Origin of the sequence: Labrys miyagiensis (assembly GCF_030160835.1) — a bacterium.
Lineage (GTDB): Bacteria > Pseudomonadota > Alphaproteobacteria > Rhizobiales > Labraceae > Labrys > Labrys miyagiensis.
This window is the reverse complement of record NZ_BSPC01000016.1, coordinates 358-1,295: the sequence shown is the minus strand read 5'-3', so window position 1 is coordinate 1,295 and position 938 is coordinate 358. Positions and strand designations below refer to the sequence as shown.

Below are 938 nucleotides of genomic sequence, written 5' to 3'. Positions count from 1 at the left end.
ACCCTCTCGGCCGGAAATCACACCATTACCGCGAAGGCCGTCGACGCGGCCGGTAATATCGGTGCCGCGTCGACGGCCTATGCGCTGACCATCGACACCGCGGCGCCGGGAGCGCCGACCGGCCTCTCGCTCGATCCGAGCACGGATAGTGGAACGGTGGGCGACGGCGTCACCAATTTCTCGCAAGCAAAGATCGACGGTACGGCCGAGGCCAGCAGCACGGTCACGCTTTACGATTCCAACGGGACGACCGTGCTCGGCACGGGCGTTGCCAATGCCACGACCGGCTCATTCAGCATCACGACGTCAACCTTGTCGAGCGGGAATCACACCATCACCGCAAAGGCCACCGATGCAGCCGGTAACGTGAGCGCAGCGTCCGCTGGCTATTCGGTAACGATCAATAACACCGGGCCCAGCGCACCAACAGGACTCGCACTCGACACCACGACGGACAGCGGCGTCGCAGGTGACGCGATCACTAATATCACGCAAGCGAAAATCGACGGCATCGCCGGCGCCGGCACAACTGTTACGCTCTACGATTCGAACGGGACTACTGTACTCGGTACGGGGGTAGCCGATGCTACGACAGGTGCTTTCGGCATCACCACATTCGCGCTGTCGAACGGAACTCACAACATCACGGCAAAGGCAACCGATTCGGCCGGTAATATCAGCGCCGCGTCGACGGCCTATGCGCTGACCATTGACACCACGGCACCGGCATCGCCGACCGGCCTCTCGCTCGATCCGAGCACGGATAGCGGAACGGTGGGCGACGGCATCACCAATTTCTCGCAAGTGAAGATCGACGGCACGGCCGAGGCCGGCAGCACGGTCACGCTCTACGATTCCAACGGGACGACGGTGCTCGGCGCGGGAGTTGCCAATGCCACGACCGGCGCCTTCGGCATCACGACTTCGACCCTCTCGGC

At 63.1% G+C, this 938-nt stretch carries 1 protein-coding gene; it reads left to right on the top strand.

Features of this window, described 5'->3' with window-relative positions; all coding sequences use genetic code 11:
• A partial coding sequence (locus QQL24_RS10290; RefSeq protein WP_284311897.1) for an Ig-like domain-containing protein occupies window positions 1-938 on the top strand: 938 nt, incomplete at both ends.